The sequence below is a fragment of the Prevotella ihumii genome (assembly GCF_900155655.1).
GTDB lineage: Bacteria > Bacteroidota > Bacteroidia > Bacteroidales > Bacteroidaceae > Prevotella > Prevotella ihumii.
The window spans coordinates 2091752-2112710 of record NZ_LT706987.1 but is presented as its reverse complement, the minus strand read 5'-3'; the positions used below and the strand labels follow the sequence as shown (position 1 = coordinate 2112710).

General features: G+C 41.9%; 17 protein-coding genes. 3 read left to right on the top strand and 14 right to left on the bottom strand.

Annotated elements, in window-relative coordinates; genetic code table 11:
• Window positions 1–40 precede the first annotated feature (40 nt).
• Window positions 41–832: a tRNA (guanosine(46)-N7)-methyltransferase TrmB gene (gene trmB, locus CZ367_RS09440; protein WP_077197419.1), complete on the bottom strand. Its 792-nt coding sequence runs from the start codon at window positions 830–832 to the stop codon at window positions 41–43.
• A gap of 592 nt (window positions 833–1424) precedes the next feature.
• Between trmB and CZ367_RS09435 the strand changes: the two genes are divergently transcribed.
• The gene (locus CZ367_RS09435) at window positions 1425–1850 is read left to right on the top strand and encodes a lysozyme family protein (protein ID WP_077196658.1); all 426 of its coding nucleotides are present in this window, start codon (window positions 1425–1427) and stop codon (window positions 1848–1850) included.
• Window positions 1851–2663: 813 nt separating this feature from the next.
• Here the strand turns inward: CZ367_RS09435 and CZ367_RS09430 are convergent.
• A complete protein-coding gene (locus CZ367_RS09430) occupies window positions 2664–3719 on the bottom strand; it encodes an asparaginase (protein ID WP_077196657.1) in 1056 nt (351 codons plus the stop codon).
• Window positions 3720–4088: 369 nt separating this feature from the next.
• Here CZ367_RS09430 and CZ367_RS09425 point away from each other — a divergent pair, with 369 nt between their 5' ends.
• The gene (locus CZ367_RS09425) at window positions 4089–5456 is read left to right on the top strand and encodes a PD-(D/E)XK nuclease family protein (protein WP_077196656.1); all 1368 of its coding nucleotides are present in this window, start codon (window positions 4089–4091) and stop codon (window positions 5454–5456) included.
• A gap of 249 nt (window positions 5457–5705) precedes the next feature.
• On the opposite strand, the gene CZ367_RS09420 is transcribed toward CZ367_RS09425, so the two are convergent.
• The 11 genes from CZ367_RS09420 to CZ367_RS09370 form a co-directional block, all read right to left on the bottom strand.
• A complete protein-coding gene (locus tag CZ367_RS09420) occupies window positions 5706–6296 on the bottom strand; it encodes a hypothetical protein (protein ID WP_077196655.1) in 591 nt (196 codons plus the stop codon).
• A 475-nt stretch (window positions 6297–6771) separates the two neighbouring features.
• A complete protein-coding gene (locus tag CZ367_RS09415; protein WP_077196654.1) occupies window positions 6772–8211 on the bottom strand; it encodes an NADH-quinone oxidoreductase subunit N in 1440 nt (479 codons plus the stop codon).
• A 12-nt stretch (window positions 8212–8223) separates the two neighbouring features.
• On the bottom strand, window positions 8224–9735 hold the full coding sequence (locus CZ367_RS09410) for a complex I subunit 4 family protein (protein WP_077196653.1): 1512 nt from the start codon (window positions 9733–9735) through the stop codon (window positions 8224–8226).
• Between the two features lie 4 nt (window positions 9736–9739).
• The gene (locus CZ367_RS09405; RefSeq protein WP_077196652.1) at window positions 9740–11764 is read right to left on the bottom strand and encodes an NADH-quinone oxidoreductase subunit 5 family protein; all 2025 of its coding nucleotides are present in this window, start codon (window positions 11762–11764) and stop codon (window positions 9740–9742) included.
• 7 nt (window positions 11765–11771) lie between these two features.
• Window positions 11772–12080: an NADH-quinone oxidoreductase subunit NuoK gene (nuoK, locus tag CZ367_RS09400; RefSeq protein WP_077196651.1), complete on the bottom strand. Its 309-nt coding sequence runs from the start codon at window positions 12078–12080 to the stop codon at window positions 11772–11774.
• Complete coding sequence (locus CZ367_RS09395; protein ID WP_077196650.1) at window positions 12080–12616, bottom strand: NADH-quinone oxidoreductase subunit J family protein; 537 nt, start codon at window positions 12614–12616, stop codon at window positions 12080–12082. The genes nuoK and CZ367_RS09395 overlap by 1 nt, the downstream gene beginning before the upstream one ends.
• 14 nt (window positions 12617–12630) lie before the next feature.
• Window positions 12631–13164 carry a NuoI/complex I 23 kDa subunit family protein gene (locus CZ367_RS09390; protein ID WP_077196649.1) on the bottom strand — a complete coding sequence of 178 codons (534 nt, stop codon included), beginning with the start codon at window positions 13162–13164 and terminating at the stop codon, window positions 12631–12633.
• Window positions 13165–13205: 41 nt separating this feature from the next.
• Window positions 13206–14300 carry an NADH-quinone oxidoreductase subunit NuoH gene (nuoH, locus tag CZ367_RS09385; RefSeq protein ID WP_077196648.1) on the bottom strand — a complete coding sequence of 365 codons (1095 nt, stop codon included), beginning with the start codon at window positions 14298–14300 and terminating at the stop codon, window positions 13206–13208.
• Window positions 14301–14345: 45 nt separating this feature from the next.
• Complete coding sequence (locus CZ367_RS09380) at window positions 14346–15920, bottom strand: NADH-quinone oxidoreductase subunit D-related protein (protein WP_077196647.1); 1575 nt, start codon at window positions 15918–15920, stop codon at window positions 14346–14348.
• Between the two features lie 14 nt (window positions 15921–15934).
• Entirely contained in the window at window positions 15935–16828 is an 894-nt protein-coding gene (locus CZ367_RS09375; protein ID WP_077196646.1) for an NADH-quinone oxidoreductase subunit B, read from the bottom strand.
• Window positions 16819–17169, bottom strand: a complete 351-nt coding sequence (locus tag CZ367_RS09370; protein ID WP_077196645.1) for an NADH-quinone oxidoreductase subunit A — start codon at window positions 17167–17169, stop codon at window positions 16819–16821. Before CZ367_RS09370 ends, CZ367_RS09375 begins: the two co-directional genes overlap by 10 nt.
• A 287-nt stretch (window positions 17170–17456) precedes the next feature.
• On the opposite strand from CZ367_RS09370, the gene CZ367_RS09365 reads away from it, so the two are divergent.
• A complete protein-coding gene (locus CZ367_RS09365; RefSeq protein WP_077196644.1) occupies window positions 17457–18179 on the top strand; it encodes an SDR family NAD(P)-dependent oxidoreductase in 723 nt (240 codons plus the stop codon).
• A gap of 262 nt (window positions 18180–18441) precedes the next feature.
• Here CZ367_RS09365 and CZ367_RS09360 read toward each other — a convergent pair whose 3' ends face one another.
• Window positions 18442–20793 (bottom strand): TonB-dependent receptor, encoded by a 2352-nt coding sequence (locus CZ367_RS09360; RefSeq protein WP_077197418.1) that lies wholly within the window; start codon window positions 20791–20793, stop codon window positions 18442–18444.
• Window positions 20794–20959 lie beyond the last annotated feature (166 nt).

The following is a 20959-nucleotide window of genomic DNA, read 5'->3' as shown; positions in this document are numbered from 1 at the left end:
ATCTGTCGTTTATAAAGCCCTTAGCAATAAAAAGCCACTATTAAAACGCCTTATTCTTCCCACTTCGCTTTGTGCGCTTGAATGAACGATAGTCGTCAAGCTCTATCTCCACTTCGGGTTCTTCCAACACTCCTGCTGTAGGAAGGCTAAATTTCATATACTTTATATTCAATCCACGCTCTATCCACTGGTTTTCGTAATACGTGTGAATACCAAGTATCTCCTTTGTACGCTCATCGAAATCGCTTGCTTGCACGCCATTTGTTTCGTTGCTATACAAGTCTTCGGTGCGGAAAAGCAAAGGCAACTTGTTGCGTTCTACAAGGTATGTGGTGTAAGTAAAGAGAAAATTAGAGTCGGTCTTTAGATGTACCAGTCCTCCGTCTATCAAGAAGTTGCGGTAACGATTGAGGAAAAAGGTGGACGACAATCGCTTGTGTACATTCTTCATCTGAGGGTCTGAGAAAGTAAGCCATATCTCCTGCACCTCGTCTTTTGCAAAGAAGCGGTCGATAATCTCAATACTCGTTCGCAAGAAAGCCACATTATCCAATCCTTCCTCCAAGGCTTGCTTAGCTCCCGTATAAATGCGTGCGCCCTTAATGTCGACCCCTATAAAATTGATATTGGGATAAACACGTGCCAAACCTACCGTGTACTCGCCTTTGCCACAACCCAACTCCAATACAATAGGATTGTCGTTGTGGAAATACTGCTCACGCCAATGCCCCTTCATCTCAAAAGGCACTTCACTTATCACGCCGTATGGATATTGGAAAACATTCTTAAATGTTTCCATCTCTGCAAACTTCTGTAACTTTCCTTTGCTCATAATGGTTGCAAAGTTAAACAAATATTTTTGTTTTGCCGACAACCATACTCCGATAATTAAACCCAAATCGGTCATTAACCCGCAAAAGGCTTTTTAAAGCGTTTAGATGTTATGCTTTTCTTCGTCTTTGCACCTTATTTTGGCTCTTTTCGTTTGTTTTTTCAGTTGTTTAGCTCGCTAAACGTCTTCAAAAACAAACGAAAATAGCTCAAAATAAGCTCGCAAATCTCGAAGAAGTCTAACGACCGATTTGGGTTTAATTTATTTCTGCCCTAAAAGAGCAGAAAAAGAAGAGAAAACAGCACAAACTAATGCTATAAATAAGAGTAAGAAACACGCAATGTATCAATGCGTTAAACTCACAAATATATTTTGAAACTTTAAGACTTATTTAAAGAATTATAATATTTTATCTTAAAGAACCGCTTTTTGCGTTAAGATATGTACATTTCACTCCTTTTTCATCATATTTTCCCTATCTTTGTTGTGTTAATATGAAACAAAGGCACGGTGGTAACTCAATCTCACATAGGAACGTGCCGCAGTAGAACACCATTTGTGTACTGCTATAAGTTTCAAAAAAATAAACGTGATGAGATTAATTAAACTACTTACATTCAGCTTATTAGTTACACTTGTTACACTTAACATTAAAGCAAGTAATGGTGATAACAAAAGCACATTCGATTGGACTCCGCTTATAACAGCCATAAGCAAACTTGAAAGTGGAGGAAACCCCAAGGCACGCAACGGACAGTATATCGGCATACTCCAAATATCGCCAGGCTTAGTAAACGTGTGCAATAACATTCTAAAGAGTAAAGGCAGCTCTGACCGCTTTACCCTAAACGATAGATACAACAAAGATAAATCTATCCAAATGTTCACCTTATTTATGGAACGCTACAACCCTACAAACTGCATTGATAAGGCAATAAGAATGTGGAAAGGGGGCACACGCTACAGCATTAAAGCAACCCAGAGTTATGTGAACAGGGTTATGAGATTGTTGAAATAACATTCGATTTGGGTTTAATGACGATATGCGGTGGTAATTTATAGAACCAACCTATACGCATCTTTCTTTAACCAAAATATTCATCAGAAAGCTCCTATTGAAATAGATTTTAATGTGTGCAAGAGCATGTAAGCATTTGAATATAATTCCCTTTAACTCCTCTAATTTCTTGATAGAAGGAACGAATTTTAAGTTTAAAGAATAGCTCTTGCATACCCCACACTGTTGTCCTCCTGTTTGTCGTTTCCATCATTCTCTTTCTCGGCTATAGCTCACGCAAATGTTAAATACACTCGTCATATTTTGCGCATTTTGCACTAAGAATAGTTTTATGCAGAAAATAAGGGCTAATTTGTGTGCAATCGTAATATATTGATATACAAATGGTTACCTAAAAAGTAAAGAGGGGTGTGCAAAACATATTGTAAAAAGTAAGTAAATACAGATCTATGAAAAACTAAATATGAACAAAATAAGGGGCAATTGGTGAGATTTGGAAAGGTCAAAGTTCATCGTTCACCTCCTCAAAGTTCATCTTTGGCAATGTCAAACATATATGTTTAGCCGTCTCAAAGACCAACTTTGACACACGGTTAGTAGCCAATGCGTGTTTTCAACCTTAAAATAGGAAATAAGGAACAATGCTATTTTGAAGATTGAAATGTTAAATTGAGGCGTCACACAACGAAGAGGAAAAATTTGAGGGTAAGTTTTTTAAACCCAAATCGGTCGTCAGACCAGTCGGATGTGTCTGACTTGTCCGACTGGTCCGACTGGTCCGACTGGTCCGACTGGTCTGACGACCGATTTGGGTTAAAGCGAGCTTTCGATATTTGGGATAGTTATCTCGCCTGCAATAGAGCGTTGCATATACTCGCGCACACGTTCGGTATCGCTAAATTGACCTTGAAGGAACATAAGTTTGGTAACAGCAGCCTCAACCGTTGTGTCGAAACCACTAATAACGCCAGCGTCTTGCAACTGATAGCCCGTGTCGTAACGGCTCATATCTGCCTGGCCGCTAATACATTGGCTCACATTAACAGTTACCACGCCACGTCCTGAAGCTTGCTTCAACAACTTCATCAACCAAGGCATTGATGGCGCATTACCACTACCAAAACTTCGCATTACGATACCTCGCAACTCTGGCGCATCAAGTATGTGGCGCACAATGTTTTCCTCTGCACCTGGGAAGAGCGAGAACACAAACACATTGCTATCAAAATTGGTATGCGGAACCATTGGCTTAGAATAGTCGGGCATCAATATAGCGTGCTTTCTGAAGTTGAAACTTACACCAGCTTCGCAAAGGTGCGGATAGTTGAACGAGTCGAAAGCATTGTATTCATCAGCATTTTGCTTCGTTGCACGATTACCACGCAGCAAGTGTCCATTGAAGTAGATGCACACTTCGGGTACCATTGGTGTGTCGTCTTTATGATGAGCAGCAGCAAGTTCGATACTTGTCATTAAGTTTTCCTTACCATCTGTACGAAGCTGACCTATAGGCAACTGCGATCCTGTAAGGATAATAGGCTTGGTAAGATTTTCGAACATAAACGATAAAGCCGAGGCAGTGTAAGCCATAGTGTCCGTACCGTGAAGAATAACAAAGCCATCATACATATCGTATCTATCAACAATAATCTTCACAATCTCGCCCCAAAACTTTGGCGACATATTAGATGAGTCAATAGCAGGTACAAACTGATAAGTGTGCACCTCTGTAGGAATTTGCTTAAATTCAGGGACGTTTTCGGCTAAATGATTGAAATCTAAGGGTTCTAAAGCACCCGTTTTGGGGTTTCGTCCCATTCCGATAGTACCGCCCGTGTAAATCAATAAAACTTTCTCTGTTCTTTTCATAGGATTATAAAACTTTACCGCAAAGTTAAGAAAAAGATTTTAGTATCTCTCCATTTTATCGGTTTCTTTTTTGCCATCGATATATGATAATGTAAGCCACAAGCAATCATTAAGTTATAATCTACCGCACATCGCTATCCATTTGATATTAATTTAGCTTTCATTCACCATCTTCCTAAATTCTCTAAAGATACTTTCATTACAATTTGCCATAATGTATTTTAATTTAATTACTCGTCATTACCTACCCATAAACTACTTCTTCGATACAATAAATTGGCTAATGTCAAATATTTAGTGCCTATTATATTAAAAAAGCAGTATCTTTGTATGTCCATTGCAATAAATCTTATCTAAACATAATTCACGATGGCTGAAGAACAATCAAACAAGCAATTAAAAATAATCGACCACGAAAGTAAAGCGGATAAAACTACATTAAGGCAAATGCTTCTTGCATACAATACAGATGCAAACGTACACAAGCTAAAAGAATATTACGCTCAAAAGTCGTTAGCCGAAATACTAAATGTAGCACGTAACGAAACTGCACATAGTTCATTCCTCTCTTGGCTCTTTAACCCTAATTCGCACCACGGTTTAGGTATATTTCCATTAGAAATGCTTTTACAAATAATTGCGCAAAGGGCATTGATGATAAAGGGGGTTTGTCCACTGACTGACACCATTATCAACAATATTTTACTACAAAAGTATAATCTAAATCGTGCTATTTCAACAACAGAATACACTTTAGAAAGCAGAAAGCGACTTGATATTCTTATAGAAAGAATACAAATAGATGAAGAAGAAATAAATATTATCATCGAAAACAAAGTGCTATCAAGCGAACACGATAATCAAACAAATACGTATTACACGCAATTTCCAAAAGACTTAAAAGGTAAAGCAAAGACCAATATCTTCCTCTATCTTTCACCTATAACCAATAGTGATTTGGACTTCTGCTATAATGAGGAATACCAACCACACTGCGAATGTAAAGCTTTTATACAAATAAACTATCAGCAGATAATGGATAAAGTGCTATCCCCCTGCCTAATGCGTGATATTCCTAAAGAGACCGAATTTAAAATAAAAGATTACATCAACTGTCTTACATTTCCAAGCATAACAGAAATAAAAGACAACAAAAATACAAAACAAATTACAATTATGGCAACAAGCGAGAACGAAACCAAACTACTCAACGAGTTTTGGAACAACAATAAAGACCTTATCTTAATGGCAATACAAGCAATGGAGAATACAGCTGAGGACGAAGAGGAACAAGCAACATTCAAAAAGTTGTACCACCTTGCCACACAAACCTATAATTCTACGCGCGATTACTCACGTTATACAATTCATTTCACAAAAGGAGAGCCCGACTTTACAGCAAAAGAATGTACCCTGCTCAACAAAATAGAATTTATTAAGATGATTTGTCGCATACTTGCCAAACGCCAAAACTTTGCATATAACGAAAGTTTGGCAAAAATAAAAGAATTTGAAACCCTTGCGCAACAAAACTACAACGGAACAACATTAAGAATTTTACGCTACGACCTAAAAAACGGAAGAGATAAATATGGACAGGTAAGAGCACACAAAATAGAAATAGAGAAGCACCCACCACTTTGGATTGATTCCCAATGGAGCTCTAAGAAGATGCCACACATACTTACTGCCGTCCATAAAGTCCTTCCCGACCTTGAAATAGAAATAACAAAATAAAACATTGTTAAACCCAAATCTACTACACCTGTGAAATAATATAACCTCAATGGCACAGCCCGAACTCAACTACACAAAGGGATAAACATTGTGCGAATGAGCGATGGAAAAGTGAAAAAGATTGTTGTAAGATAGTCATCCTAAACTAAGCCTACCTCATTTCTACACTGACAACATTATTATTCCCCCAAAACCGCCATCAAGCCTTACTAAAGTAAAACTTAATGGCGGTTTTTCTTTACTCTCCCCCTACCACTCTATCACGCTATCGTCTTCGGGTGAAAGCACGGGTTGGGCATTAGCTGTGGGAAGAAAAAGAAGAGTGTAGAGATAGTCGTGCAGACGGGCATCGTAGCGCAATTCCATCTGCATAATGCCGCCTGTGAGTCTGAAAGTGGTGATAAAAGGGTCGGCAGCGAGCTGGAGTTTTGGCTCACGGTCTACAAGTTTCACATCATAAAAATTATCGAAAATAGGTTCACCGTATTGTGTGCGGTAAAAGTGGTTGTGAATTTTGTAACTCAAGATGGGGTTGTTCACGTTCAAGAGATACACACGGAGGGTGTCTATCTGCTGTGTAGAGGTGGTGTGAAGAGCAATGTTGCTATTCACTTTTTGGTATCGTCCCGACAAATAAGTAACATTCTCGTTTCGCAATTCGGGAAGAAGGGTTGCCCCGTCCTTAAAGCCTCGTATGTGCAACGAATCGACAAAAGCATCGAGAGGTAGATTCATAGGAATACCCAAGAAATGCAACGAAGACGCATCAGCAGAGGTTGGCACTTGAGCATTGACGGTCAAGCACATAAAAAATAGCAATATGGAGCAAAATATTTTCATCTATTAAGAATAACGAAAACAGACGGAGGATATTATCCTAAAACGATTATTATTAGAGTGCAATATCGTTTATAGTCGGTTAAGTTTGATGCTTTTCTTCGGCTTTACTACTTGTTTTGGTCCTTTTCATTTGGGATTATCCCAAATCGGTCGTTAGACTTCTTCGAGATTTGCGAGCTTATTTTGAGCTATTTTTGGTTGTTTTTGAAGACGTTTAGCGAGCTAAACAACTGAAAAAACAAACGAAAAGAGCCAAAATAAGGTGCAAAGACGAAGAAAAGCATAACATCTAAACGCTTTAAAAAGCCTTTGCGGGCTAATGACCGATTTGGGATTATCAGTTGTGTAGCTTACAAATATCGAAGAAATAGAATAAACGATTTGGGATTATATATATAATGTGAAAACAAAAAAAACTCCCATCGGCAAAGCCAATGGGAGTTTTGAATAAGTTTATAGTTATAAAAAGCAGGGCTTAAACCGCTGCTGCAATCCATTCGTACACAAAGCTGCACACACCAAAGAGGACAATGCCCGTAGTGCAGATGGCAAGAGCAAACTTGGTGTTGCAATCGCTCTTGAAGGTTGGCATTGGGTTGTCGCTGTGATTGATGTACATCGCCTTTACAATCTGGAGATAGTAGTAGAGCGAGATGACAGTGTTAATCAAAGCTACAAAAAGAATGCCATAAATCCAAGCTCCTTCGGTTGTGGTAATGTCTGCACCCTTAACGCCTGCCATAAAGACAAAGAACTTAGAGAACATACCAGCAAATGGAGGGATACCACCGAGAGAGAACATTGCGAGGGTCATCAAGAAACTTAGACGTGGATTGGTTTTATAGAAACCATCGTAGTCTGAAATTTCGGTCTTGCCGCCATTGTTCTGCTCAACAACCGAAATGATGGTGAACACAGCCATATTGGCTACCACATAGATAAGTACGTAATAGCTCAACGAAGCGATAGATGTGTTCCAGTCGTTGCCCAATGTTGCCAACATAATGTAGCCTGCTTGTGAGATGGAACTGAAAGCCATAAAGCGTTTCAATTCGCTCTGACGAATAGCAAAGAGGTTGGCAATGGTGATAGAAAGAGCAATAACAATCATCATCAACACGTGCCAGTAAGCTATCATTCCACCAAAGACGTGGAAAAGAATACTCAACAAGGTGAAAGCTGCCGCACCTTTAGAGATAACGCTCAAGTAGCCTGTAACGGTGGTTGGCGCACCTTGATAGGTATCGGCTGTCCAGAAGTGGAAAGGAACAAGAGATATCTTGAAGCCAAGACCACTGAAGAAGAACACCAAACCCATAACGGTGAGCGGTGTAGCCTGAAGACTTGCAGCAATATCGCTAAAGTACATTGTGCCGTAAGCTGCATAGATGAAGCTGATACCATAGAGCATAACACCGCTTGAGAAGGTTGCGGTGATGATAAACTTAGCTGCAGCCTCGGCTGAATTGTTGCGATACTTATCGAAAGCTATCGCACAAGCCATAGGCACAGATGCCATTTCGAGTCCGAGGAAGAACATCAAGAAGTTGCCAGCGCTCATCATCATATTCATTCCCAAAAGGGTAGAAACAATGAGCATATAGAACTCGCCTTCTTTTCCGCTCTTTGCTGCCCACACACGGCTTTGCAATACAACGATGAATGTACCCAAAGAGAGGATAGCCTTCATCACATTGACTGCCGTAGAGGTAACATACATACCACCAAAAGCTGTTACTGCCTCCATTGGCAACAAGCAAACGATGGTGTTAACGAGCATCAAAACACAAGCCAACGGATTGAACCACTTGCGCTCTTCGGTATTTGCCGAAACAAAATCGGCAACAAACAAGATTATCAGAATGGCAACAAGACTTGCCTCTGGAATCATTTGAAAGAAATCACTATAATTCATTTCGTCAGTTTATTAAAGATTACCCAAATTTGGAACGTATGCAATGATGTGGTCGAAGATAGGACCAACAGCATCAATAATCATATTCTCGAAGAAGAGAGGACAAAGACCAAGTCCTGCAACACAGAAAATGAGTCCTGCAATGGCAAAGCGTTCGTCCCAAGTAGCATCGTGAAGCTCGTAGAACTTCTGATTTGGAATGGTTTGGAACAAAATCTTACCTACCACACGAAGGATGTAAACGGCTGTAACCACAATTGAGGTACAAGCAGTTATGGTACAAACACGGTGGAAAAGTCCTGCATTTTCAAACGAACCTACGAAAATGGTCATTTCGGCAACGAAGCCTGAGAAGCCCGGTAGACCAAGGTTTGCCAAACCTGCCACAACGTATGAAACGGCAAGGAATGGGATAACCTTCATCAAACCACCCAAATAACGCACATCACGAGTGCCTGCACGATGGTAAATCATACCGATACAAGCAAAGAAGAGTGCGGTCATCAATCCGTGTGAAAGCATCTGAAGGATAGCACCTGTAATGGCAGTCTGTGTGGTCATAACCAAAGCGAAAAGCACCATACCGCAGTGTGAAACTGATGAGTAAGCATTGATGTACTTCAAGTCGGTCTGTACACAAGCCGAAAGCGCACCATATACCACAGAGATAGTAGTAAGTACAAGGAACACAGGTGCCCACATTTCGAGTGCATCAGGCATAATGAACATAGCGATACGCAAGCAGCCATAGCCTCCCAACTTCATCAATACACCTGCGTGGAGCATTGACACAGCGGTTGGGGCTGAAGCGTGACCGTCAGGCGACCAAGTATGGAATGGGAACAATGCGCCAAGAATACCGAAACCTACAAAGACGAATGGGAAGAAGATGTTCTGAACCTCCTTAGACATTGCGTGCATCTTTGCCAATTCGATAACGTCCATAGTTGAAGCTCCGCTGAAGTAGTAGATGCCAAGGAAGCCGAAAATCAACAAACCTGAACCACCCATCAACATAAGGGTAAGTTTCATTGCCGAATATTCCTTTGCGCCTGTTCCCCAAACACCAATCAAAAGGTACATAGGAATCAAAGCTACTTCATAGAACATAAACATCGTGAACATATCGGTTGAGATAAAGAAACCGAATACACCTGATGAAAGCAATACGAACCAAAGGAAATATTCCTTCTTCATTGGTTCTAACTGCCAGCTGGCAAAAGTTCCTGTGAACACGATGATAGCTGAAAGCAATATCATTACAACAGAAATACCGTCAACACCTACGGCAAAAGCTATGTTCAGTGGTTTGAACCACATCATAGAATTAGCCAACAGCATTGTATCGGTGTTTCCTGCTGCACGCTGCTGCACAAAATAGATGGTGAGCCATATAGCTCCAGCCAACAAGACCGTAGAACCTGCTACCATCACGCCACGTACCTGATTGTCGTTCTTAGCCACCCAAAGGCCTAAGAGCATCAGTACGGGGATTATTACAAATATCGTTAAAATCCAACTCATCTCTTTATATCAAGCAAAGTATTACTAATGTTAAAGCCACGGTTCCTGTAATGAACCATATTGCATAATGGCGAACGTCGCCACTCTGCCAAGGACGAATGCTCTCGCCTGCCTCTTGAGTTCCCCAAGCAAGGAAATTGAATGTACCATCGATAACTTGACGGTCGAACCAAGCAATAGGAATTGAGAAGAAACGGAATACCACCTTGTGGGTAAAGAACTGCCAAACGTTGTCAATGTAGAAACGATTGAGAGCTGCTTTGTGCATCACTGGCATACGCTTAGCAAGCATGTCGGCAACAGGATTGTTCTTTGGCATATACATCCATGTGGCAAGACTGATGCCAATAGCTGCTGCCAAAAGACTGAACCAAGCTACACTTGAGAAATGGAAGTGCTGCAAATGGATTTCAGCACTCTGACCTGTGGCTGACACAAAATGACCAAATGGTATCCAACCAGCAAAGATAGAAATAATAGCGAGGAATACCAATGGACCCCACATAACAAATGGTACTTCCTGTGGTTTGCGACGGTTTTCAGGGTCTTCTTCATAATAAGACTTGCCCCAGAAGATAACGTAGTACAAACGGAACATATAGAAAGCGGTCATACCTGATACCAAAGTCATAAACCAACCCAAAGCTGGAGAGAATTGGAAACAAGCACTAACGATTTCGTCTTTAGAAAAGAAGCCTGCAAAAGGCCATACACCGCTGATAGCAATGCAACCTATCAAGAAACAAGCATTGGTGATAGGCATATATTTGTGCAAGCCGCCCATATATTCCTTGAAGTTGCTGCCGATGATAACAATAATTGCACCAGAGCAAAGGAACAACAACGCCTTGAACATAGCGTGGGTAAAGAGGTGGAACATTGAAGCCATATAGCCCAAACCGCCTTCTTCGTTCTCAATAGCAAAACATACACCGAGTGCAACGAGCATATAAGCAATCTGCGAGATGGTTGAAAATGCCAAACCACGCTTAATGTCACGCTGACAACAAGCTACTGCAGCAGCATAGAACGCTGTAAATGCAGCAATGTAAGCTATCCAGTGCAACTGTTCAACAGCCCCGAACTTAATGTAGATTGGGAACATACTTGCCACTTGGAATACACCTGCAACAACCATTGTAGCAGCGTGAATTAACGCTGAAACAGGTGTTGGACCTTCCATAGCATCTGGCAACCAAATGTGAAGTGGGAACATTGCAGACTTACCTGCACCACCAATAAACATCAAGAACAATGCTGTTGGGATTACCCAAGCTGTGTTAGGATTGGTAGCTACGGCTGTCAACTTGCCAACCAATGAAGGATCGGCAGACAAATCATAATTGAATGTGCCTACATAGAAGCTAAAGAACAAGATACCAATGAGGAAGAACAAGTCGGCAAAGCGTGTAACAATGAACGCTTTCTTACTTGCGTGAACTGCTGTATGCTTTGGATAATAAAAACCAATGAGCAAGTAAGAACATACACCCACCAACTCCCAAAAGAGATACATCTGGAATACGTTAGTTGCAACTACCAAGCCCAACATTGACATTGTAAACATTGAGAGGTAGGCATAGAAACGTTGGAAACCGTGTTCATATTCCTCAAACTTATATTTCTCATCGCGTTCAGCCATATAACCAAACGAATAGATGTGAACCATAAAGCTAATCGTTGTGATAACAACAAGCATCATCACACTGATTGGGCTCAAACGGAAACCAATGTTAAAGGTCAAGAACTCAGAAAACTTCAACCAAGTGATGTTGAAGACCGTTACTGTTGGATAAACACCACTTGCCAATCGTCCGTCCACCACATTGAACGTCTGCCCCATAGCAGTGTATTCGCCCGTGTAGAAGAAGTAATGATAAGCAGTGTAAAGGCTCATTGCAAAAAGCACGCCCAACATCGTTGTGCCGATGAAACCAGCTACGGGTCTCGGCATCTTCATACCAGCCAATCCCAAAACTATTGCGCTCAGGAATGGAAGGAGAAGTATCAAAAATGCGTAATCAAACATAGCTTTCTTATAATTTCATATTTTCAATACTGTTCACCTGATCGCTGTGGAGATGACGGTAAACATTAATAATAATAGCGAGGGCAACAGCCGACTCAGCCGCACTCACACCGATTGAAAAGATGGTAAAGAACATACCTTCAAATCCATCTGGATAGAGCATACGATTGAACGCAGCAAAATTGAGATCTACGCTATTGAGAACTAACTCTACGGAGATAAGCATTGCAACAAGGTTGCGACGAGTTACAAAACCAAAGACTCCAATAAAAAATAACAATCCACTAAGGACGAAAAAATATTCTACTGGTATCATTATTTTACCTCCTCATTTTTACGAATATTAAGAATAACTAAGCCGCCGATGATACAAGCCAACAAGAACACTGAGATAAACTCGAATGGCAATACATAGCCATACTTGTCGGCACTCATCAAGTTCTTACCGATAACTTCCATTGTAACTTCAGTGTTTGGCGTATTGGTAGACACAAGTTCTGAAAGAATCTTGTTTTTACAGAATACACCCAATACTGTGGCAGCACCTACCAAAGCTATCAATGCAGCAAGAAGTGTACGCTTACCCATCCATCTCTCAGACAAACCTTGAAGTGTACGCTTGCTAACCAACTGAATAGCAAAGATATACATTACTGTAATACCACCCGCATAAATACTGATTTGGGCAGTACCGAGGAATGTATAATCCAGCAGGAAATAAAGTCCTGCTACGCCAAAGAGCACAAACAACAATGCTGTTGCAGCTCGCATAATGCGCTTTGTTGACACGCAGAATACCGCAGAAGCAAGTATCACCACCGCCAAAATAGCAAATACAATTAATTTAGCCATAACTTTATCTCCTATTACTTGGTTTTAGTGTTAAACGTTCCTACTTGCCAATCAGCTCCACCATCAATAATATTAGGTAGCGAACCGCCCTTGTACACTTCTTCATTTAGATGGATAACGAGTTGCGAACGATCGAAAACAGCGTTTTCAAAGTCGTTTGTAAACTCGATAGCATCAAAGTTACAAGCGTTTACACAAAGTTGGCAGAACATACAGTCGCCCATATCGTACTGATAGTTCAAAAGCGCACGCTTCTTCTTACCAGTTTCAGGGTCTGTACGCATTTCGCTTGTGATGCGGATAGTGCCATTAGGACACGCTTTCTCACACATCAAGCAAGCAACGCAATTATAATTTTCGCTTTCATCACGCTTGAACACCAAGCGACCACGGTGGCGTTGGGCAACGTGAAGCGTTGTTTTACGGTTTTCAGGATATTGCTCTGTCGACTTTGGCGTGAAGTATTCCTTCATTGTGGTCTTCAAACCGGTTGCCAAGGTCTTAAAAGCACTTCCTATCTCACCGAAATATGATTCTTTATTTTCCATTAGAATAATGAATTCTTTATTTCTACTTTATGATTAACCTCTTATGCTATTGTGAATGTCCAACCGAACGCTACACAAACTGTCATAAGCACCAAGATAACAAGGCTCAATGGCATAAGATACTTCCATTCGAGCTTCAAAATCTGGTCAACACGCAAACGAGGGAAAGTCCAACGTATCCACATAAGAAGGAATACTACCACAAAGGTCTTACCAAGGAACCAAACGATGCCCGGGATGTAGTTCATCAAGGCATCGAAGCCCTCTATACCTATATTAATAGGTGCCCAACCGCCAAGGAAGATGGTTGTAGCAAGACCCGAAATCACAAAGAGATTGAGGTATTCTGCCAAGTAGTAGAAGCCAAATCCCATACCGCTGTACTCGGTGTGATAACCTGCTGTCAACTCGCTTTCAGCCTCAGCCAAGTCGAAAGGACCACGGTTAGCCTCAGCGTTACCAGCAATACAGAACACCAAGAAGCCCAACGTTGCAGGAATATGGCCTTGGAAGATAAGCCACTGCCAAGGACCTGTCTGTGCTTCCACAATACCCGAAATCTGCATTGTATTTGTAAGGATAACAGCAGAAATCAAGCAGATACCCAAAGAGAGCTCGTATGAAATCATCTGAACGGCTGCACGCATAGCAGAAAGCACCGAGTACTTGTTGTTACTTGCCCAACCAGCGATGAAAACACCCAAAACACCAATAGAACTAATAGCTGTTACAAGGAAGATACCCACGTTGAAGTCTAACACGGCTGCTCCCTTGTTCCAAGGAAGGAACGAGAAAGTACCGATAGAGGCTGTGATGACAAGGAACGGAGCTAAGTAGTAGAGCAGTTTATCAGCCTTATCTACTACGAAGATTTCCTTAATCAACATCTTCAACACGTCGGCAAATACTTGCAATGTTCCCCACCAGCCCACACGAACAGGACCGATACGACATTGGAAATAAGCACAAACCTTGCGTTCCATAAAGATGAGTATGATAGCAAGAACGGCATAGCCAATAATAATTGCCAAGCCAACTATCACACACTCGATAAGAATGGCACCGAAATCACCAAGCCCTAAAGTTCCCCTTAGCAGCTCATCGAACCATCTTGTTACTATACTAAAATCGAACATGTATATGATTTATTTCTTAATTCATTACTTTTTATCATAACTCACTTAACGGTCGATGTCTGGGATAACGAAGTCTAACGCAGCACCAGTTGTCACCAAGTCGGCAATCTTCTGACCTTGCAACATCTTATCCATCGCACCTACCAAGGTAAGACCCATTGGGCGGAACTTTAAGCGGTATGCGCTCTTGTCTCCACGTGAATCCAAATAAGCACCAAACTCGCCGCTTGCACCTTCCACAGAGAAGTACCACTGACCTTCAGGAACCTTGATAATAGGTTTCTGCTTGATATAGAAGTCGCCTTCAGGAATGTTGTCAATGAGTTGCTCAATGATGTTCAAACTCTGATACATTTCCTTGATGTGGCAATAATATCTATCCATAGAGTCGCCATTGGTCAAAACTATTTCTTCAAAGTCCACCTTATTATACATTGCGTATGGGTGATACTTGCGAACGTCGTTTCTCCATCCACTTGCACGACCAGCAGGACCAGTTACAGCATAGTTGATACAGTCTTCTTGGTTCATCGCACCGATACCTTCAAAGCGTTGGTGTGTAATCACGTTATCGCCGAACACATCAAGATACTCTTGTATCATTGGGCGAAGATACTTGCACAATGCCTTTGTATTTGCCACGAAGTTAGGGTCGATGTCGGCTTGCAATCCACCTATTCTATAATAGTTCTGAATTAAGCGACCACCTGTTGTCTCCTCCATCACGTTCAATACGTGTTCGCGGTCGCGCATTCCGTAGAGCATACCTGTCAATGCTCCCAAGTCTTGAGCGCAGCACGAGGTGTAAAGCAAGTGATTGTCAATGCGTTGCAACTCGTCCATAATGGTACGAATATAAAGAATACGCTCCGACAACTCTATCCCCATAGCCTCTTCTATAACGCCTACCAAAGCGTGGCGGTGCATCATAGCCGAGAGATAGTTCATACGGTCGGTCAAAGCCAACGTTTGTGGATAAGTGTACGATTCACACATCTTTTCTATACCACGGTGAATATAGCCAAGGTGTGGATAAATGCGCTTCACTTTTTCACCATCGAGCACAGTTTGCAGACGCAACACACCGTGTGTAGAAGGGTGCTGAGGACCAACGTTCACCACAAACTCATCGTCTGTAAAGAGCTTATGAGCAGTAGCAACGAGCTTACCATCAGCTGTCAAGTTCCACTCTGTTGTGGTGTCTACCTCGATGTCGTCCTCGGTGGTATACATATTCTTCGCTGGGTCCATATCGTAGTCCTTGCGAAGAGGATAGCCCTTGAAGTCGTTTCTCAGATAGAGACGGCGCATATCAGGGTGACCAAGGAATTTTATGCCATAGAAATCATAAACCTCACGTTCCAACAAGTCAGCATCAGCCCATAGCTTGCAGACCGTAGGGATAACATAGTCATCGCCCACCTGCTTTGCCATTTGCTTCACCGAGCAACGCTCGTGGGTTTGTGTATTTTCAAATATATAGATACAGCCGAGACCTTCTTCTGCTCCGAAGTCTTCTCCTACAATCGTAACAAGGTAGTCGAAATGCTGCTCTTTCTTCAGTTTTGCCATTTCGTCGGCAAAACGCTCAAAACCAAATTCTTTGTTTTCTAATTTCATTTTTCCGAACCTTATTAATTGTTGTTTGCTGTATTCTCTTCAGTTGGTTTTGTTGGTGCAGCCTCGTTAAGCTTATCCAACTCTTTTCCCAACTTCTCCACATCTTCTTTTGTTACAGGCTTATCTACCACGATGGTGTCCTTCTTAGGAGCTTCGCCTTCTGTCTTTGCAGGTGCAGCAGGCTTAGCGGCAGCGGCAGGGCGTGCAGGTTTTGCAGCAGGCTTCTTGCTTTCAGCCCACGCAGCTTCACGCTTCTCCTTGATGTCTTCGGGAGAAATGCCGAGCTTCTCTTCAAAGATAAGTGCCGAGTTACTCTTTCCGAGCACACTCTCTTCTTGGGTTTGCTTATGGTTAGCACCACCAAAGAATTTTTCAACCTTCACCTTGCGTTGCAATTGCATCATACCATACATAATGGCTTCAGGACGTGGAGGGCAACCAGGGATATATACATCCACAGGAATAATTTCGTCGATACCACGCATTACGTGATAGCTATCCTTGAAAGGACCACCCGATATAGCGCAACCACCTACGGCAATAACGTATTTAGGTTCAGCCATTTGGTCGTACAAACGCTTCAAGGCTGGTGCCATCTTGTTTGTGATAGTACCAGCACACATAATCAAGTCTGCCTGACGTGGCGAGTTACGTGTTACCTCAAAACCAAAGCGTGAGAAGTCGTAACGTGCACACCCCACAGCCATAAACTCGATACCACAGCAAGATGTAGCAAAGGTGAGCGACCAAAGAGAGTTGCTTCGCCCCCAGTTTATCAACTGGTCAAGATTGCCCAACACAAGGTTTGTACCCCCGTCATTGAGGTCGGTTGCCATCTTCTCCAAAGTGTCGTTGCCTTTCCACTCATCGTATGGCATTGACTTAATTTTCGGCTTTCTTATTTCCATTCAAGCGCTCCTTTCCGCCAAGCGTATGCAAGGCCAAATACCAACACTAACATAAAAAATCCTATTGTAGCCAAAGCTAAAGGACCGTATGTCTTCACTACAACAGCCCAAGGGTACAGAAATACTGTTTCCACATCAAACATCAAAAAAAGAATGGCAAACAGGTAGTAACCCACGTGTACTGGCAGCCAAGATGGACCGTAAGTTGGGATACCACACTCGTAAGGCTCACCCTTTGTAGGATTGTATGAACGGGGACCCAATAATTTAGCAGTAACGTATGCTGCTAAAACCAAAAAGGCTGCCGTTATTAAGACGGTGATAAAAAGTGTGTAATACATATAAATATTTATATAGCTATTATTATTTCGCTAATGTGTAAAGTATAAGATGTTTTTTAAACGTGGCAAAGTTACAAAAATAAATCAATTAAATGCAAGAAAAATTAAGAAAAATATGCAATTTTGCAAACTGCACCTTACAAATCTAAGTGTTATATTACCCTAAACAAAGGCTCAAAACACAGCAAAAATAACGTTTTAATGAAGTTTAACCTGAAATCGTCACACCTATTCATATTATATGCTAACAAATTGTTAATTTTGAAATTGAATAAAATATACTGATTATGAAACGTTGCATCATATTAGGCGCATCTTCGGGCATAGGAAAAGCCGTAGCAGAACAGCTCATTGCTCAAGGGTGGACTGTTGGCGTAGCTGCTCGCAGAACAGAATTGTTAGACAAAATAAAGGCTTTAGCTTCTGAAAGAGTAACAACAAAAGCAATAGATGTGAACCAAGAGAACGCCACTGCCTTGTGTGCCGAACTCATTGAGGAGATGGGAGGTATAGACTTGTTCTTTTATTCGGTTGGTATAGGTTGGCAAAATCCTAACTTAGAGGAGGAGAAAGAGCTAAAAACCATACAGACTAATGCACTTGCATTCACACGTATGATGGGTTTTGCGTTCCGCTATTTTGCTGATAATAACGCAGAAGGACACATTGCGTGTATCTCGTCTATTGCAGGCACCAAGGGATTGGGCGCTGCCCCAGCCTATTCGGCTACAAAAGCGATGCAAACCACTTATATTCAGGCGTTAGAACAGCAAGCATTAAAACGAAAACTAAAGACACATTTTACCAATATCCAACCAGGGTTTGTCGATACCGAACTCCTTAGTGGTACGCATTTCCCTTTGCTAATGCAACCCGAAAAGGTGGCGAAAAGCATCATCAAAGCACTCAACAAGCGTAAACATAAAGTGGTGATAGACACCCGTTGGAGCATTATCACCACTTTATGGTCTATTCTTCCAAATTGGATTTGGAGAAAGATGAAAGTTTAACCCAAATCGGTCGTTAGACTTCTTCGAGATTTGCGAGCTTATTTTGAGCTATTTTTTGGTTGTTTTTGAAGACGTTTAGCGAGCTAAACAACTGAAAAAACAAACGAAAAGAGCCAAAATAAGGTGCAAAGACGAAGAAAAGCATAACATCTAAACGCTTTAAAAAGCCTTTGCGGGCTAATGATTGATTTGGGTTTAAGGAGGTATTTTAAGGAGTTAGAAAGGGTTAAGAGAGGCACGAGCAATAACTCCTTTAAGAAAATCAATACATTAACTTCATTCCCACGTAGAAACAGCGTGGAAGTGATGGACCATAAATATAGGACGCATCACGATTCCAACCCTTGTCTATGTCTTTCTGATAGGCATTGCCAATGTTCTGAATACCAAGGTAGAGCTGGGTTTTCACCTGTTTATAGAGTTGGAAGTCATAGTTCATCTTCAGGCTCAACACCATAAACGAAGGCACATTTACAGCCACAGGTTTCTCTACTCCCGAACCTGCTGCGTGCCCCACAAGCATTTTGCCCGTATAGTTGCCCGACAGTACTATCGAAAAGTTCTTGACAGGCGACGACTGTGCCGTGAAGTAACCATAGACATTCGGTGTACGGAGGAATTTCTTTTCGGCAGGTGCATCCTCATCCCATTCTACAGCTTCTTTGTATTCACTACGTTGCAAGGTGAGACCACTTTGCAGCTGAAACCAACGTGCAAACACGGCTTTCCCCTCAATATTCATTCCCCACACAGCAGCCTTATTGGCATTGTAACGTTCCATAATGCGAATACCATTGGCATCGTGTTCGTTCAACACACGTTGTGCAAAAACATTGTTGAGATAGGTATAAAATCCCTCCACCAACAAGTTGGCTTGCACACGTCCAAAGGTATGGTACATATCGGCAGAAAGGCTCACACTATTAGAGCGTTCTTCTTTCAGTCCTTTTGCCAACTTTGTTTTTATGCGTTCCCCGCCTGCCATACTTGTATGCAGGTCTTCATCAAAGGTTTGGGGTGCACGAAAACCACCAGCGTATGTCAGTCGCAAATGAATATCCTTTGTAGGGTTGTAACGCAAATTGACACGTGGACTGAAAATAAGGTGCTCTATGAGGTTGTGCTTGTCAAATCGTCCGCCCAAGAGAATGCCCCACTGGTCGGTTTTCCATTCGTTCTGAAACAACACGCTTCCTGTACGCACCGCTTGTTTGGTCATAATATCATAGCCCAACGAGTGGTCTTTCAGTCTGTCGTAGGTATATTCCGCACCTATGGTGAGGTCGGCTGGCATAAAGAGCATTTTATCAAAATTGTGCACATATTGCGCACCGCCCATCACGTTCAAGTCTTTTGTGGTGCTATATGCCTTTAATGCCTCTGCCTTGCTCTCGTCCGAGCCATCGCCCGTACCGCCATAATAGCTGTCGCGAGCCACATTTTGGAACGAAGTGTAAGCCGTGAAATGGTTCTGTCCGTTAGGGGTAAAGAGGTCGTAGTTCAATGTTCCGCCATTGATATTGTGGTCCAACTTTTCTGAAATATTAGCTTCGTGCACAGGCAGATGCAAGTTGTTGCCACCACGGCGAAACTCGTTCAAGGCGTGGTATTGCACTTTCAGACGTGAATAATTGTTCAGCCGTAGGAAAGCACTCATACCGATAGTTTTGTTAATCAGCTTCGGCAAGTCGGTAAATCCGTCTTGGTCACGGTCGTATCCGCCTCGGTTGCGACTGTGTCCATAGATAGAAAATCCCACCTTATTATTATTAGACACGATAGAGGTGTTGAGCGTGGTGTTGTTCTCAAACGTTTTTCCACCTTCAAAAGCAGAGAAGGTGTGTGCCATTTCAGCATAATTGCTCAACGGCTCTTTGGTTATGATGTTGATAGTTCCACCTATGGCTGACGAACCGAAAAGGGCTGAACCGCCACCACGTACCACTTCTACGCGCTCTATCATATTAGCAGGAATTTGCTCTAAGCCGTACACACCTTGCAAAGCAGAGAATACGGGGCGTGAGTCGATAAGAATTTGAGAGTAATGACCGTCCAAACCATTAATTCGTACTTGCGAAAAGCCACAGTTGGCACAATTGTCTTCGGTGCGCACACCCGGTTGGAAATTCAGTCCTTGACCCAAACATTGCGAATTGGTCATATTGAACATTCGGGTATCAATAACATTCACTAACGTGGGGGCATTTCTGCGCAAAGCCACACTGCGATTTGACGATACCACCACCTCATCTAATGATATTTCGTCGTTGTCTAATTCGAAATTGAGGGTCTGCATTTCGTTAGCAACCACTGTTATTGTCTGGGTAACAGCGTGATAGCCTTGCAATCGCACTTCTATTCGCTGCTCGCCTTCAGGCACATCTTCTATATGGTATTTGCCCTCCAAGTCGGTTACGCTCACCACTGACGTGCCTAAAATGCGCACCGTAGCTCGCATAAGGGGTTCGGAGGTATTGCGTTCTTTTACAGTTCCCATAATTGTGGCATTGGTCTTAGCTTCTCCCTTTGCCAATGCTACCGAAGGTAAAATAGCCAACATCAGCATAAAGAGTAGCTGTAGTGGCTTGTAGTTTTTTTTGTAGTTTTGTTCCATCATTTTTTCTTAGTAGTTAATGGTTTTTGTTACAGTATTGCAACCTTAGTATTACTATATATATTACAACTTTTAGATAGGTAGGATATACACCTTTCCCTATTCTGGGTGCAAAGGTAGAACTTTGTAAACAGATACGCAATACCTAAAACTAAGGAAAAATAAA